Below are 792 nucleotides of genomic sequence, written 5' to 3' on the forward strand. Positions count from 1 at the left end.
ATCGTCGCGGACACCGAAGCCGAAGCGAGAGACTTGGAGGATGAGCTCAATTCGCTCGTCGACACGAAGAAATCGTTGAAGCGTCTGTCCAACTATTTCGACGTCGACCTGTCCGAATATCCGCTTGACGCGCCGGTCCCGGTAGATCGGGCGAAGCCGTACGGTACGATCAAAGGCGGCATTACAAGCCGCCACGAGGTCGTCATCGACGCGGCGATCCGGGACAACATGACGATTCGCCAGTTCCTGAGCCGCAGCTACGGCGGACACGGGCACGTCACGTTTACCGGCTCGGTCATCCAAGTCGCGGACTTCATCGAGAAATGGCTGCGCGAAGGCGGCGCCGACGGCTTCAACCTGCTGCCGGCCATTTACCCGAGCGGGCTCGAAACGTTCGTCGACAAAGTCGTCCCCGAGCTGCAAAACCGCGGCATTTTCCGCACCGCCTACGAAGGCTCCACCTTGCGGGAGAACCTTGGTCTGGCGCGCCCCGAGAATGTCCATAAGCAAGTATGGGCACAGCGGCGCGAGGCCAACTGAGCTTGGCGGACAACACGCATGGCGAATTATTAACAAACGTCATGGGCGGATCGTTGTGAACCAAAGTTTAATAATAGTGAACCTCCTTCTTGCTGCATAGGCCGGTTTGGTCCGCCGATGAAGCGGGAAGACAGAAATAAGGTTGAACCAGCACTACTGTCCGCACGAAGTGGGAAAAAGACGCAGATAGTGCTGAAACCAGCCTTATTTTGGCACGGACTGATGAATTCCGTTCGAAATTCGGCTCGCTGA

At 57.1% G+C, this 792-nt stretch carries 1 protein-coding gene; it reads left to right on the forward strand.

What is annotated here, in order from left to right:
- Positions 1–540 (forward strand): LLM class oxidoreductase (locus FE784_RS40555; protein WP_484217488.1); only part of this gene is annotated, 540 nt, incomplete at its 5' end.
- Positions 541–792 lie beyond the last annotated feature (252 nt).

It is taken from the genome of Paenibacillus hemerocallicola (genome assembly GCF_006265175.1).
Taxonomy (GTDB): Bacteria; Bacillota; Bacilli; order Paenibacillales; family NBRC-103111; genus Paenibacillus_AB; species Paenibacillus_AB hemerocallicola.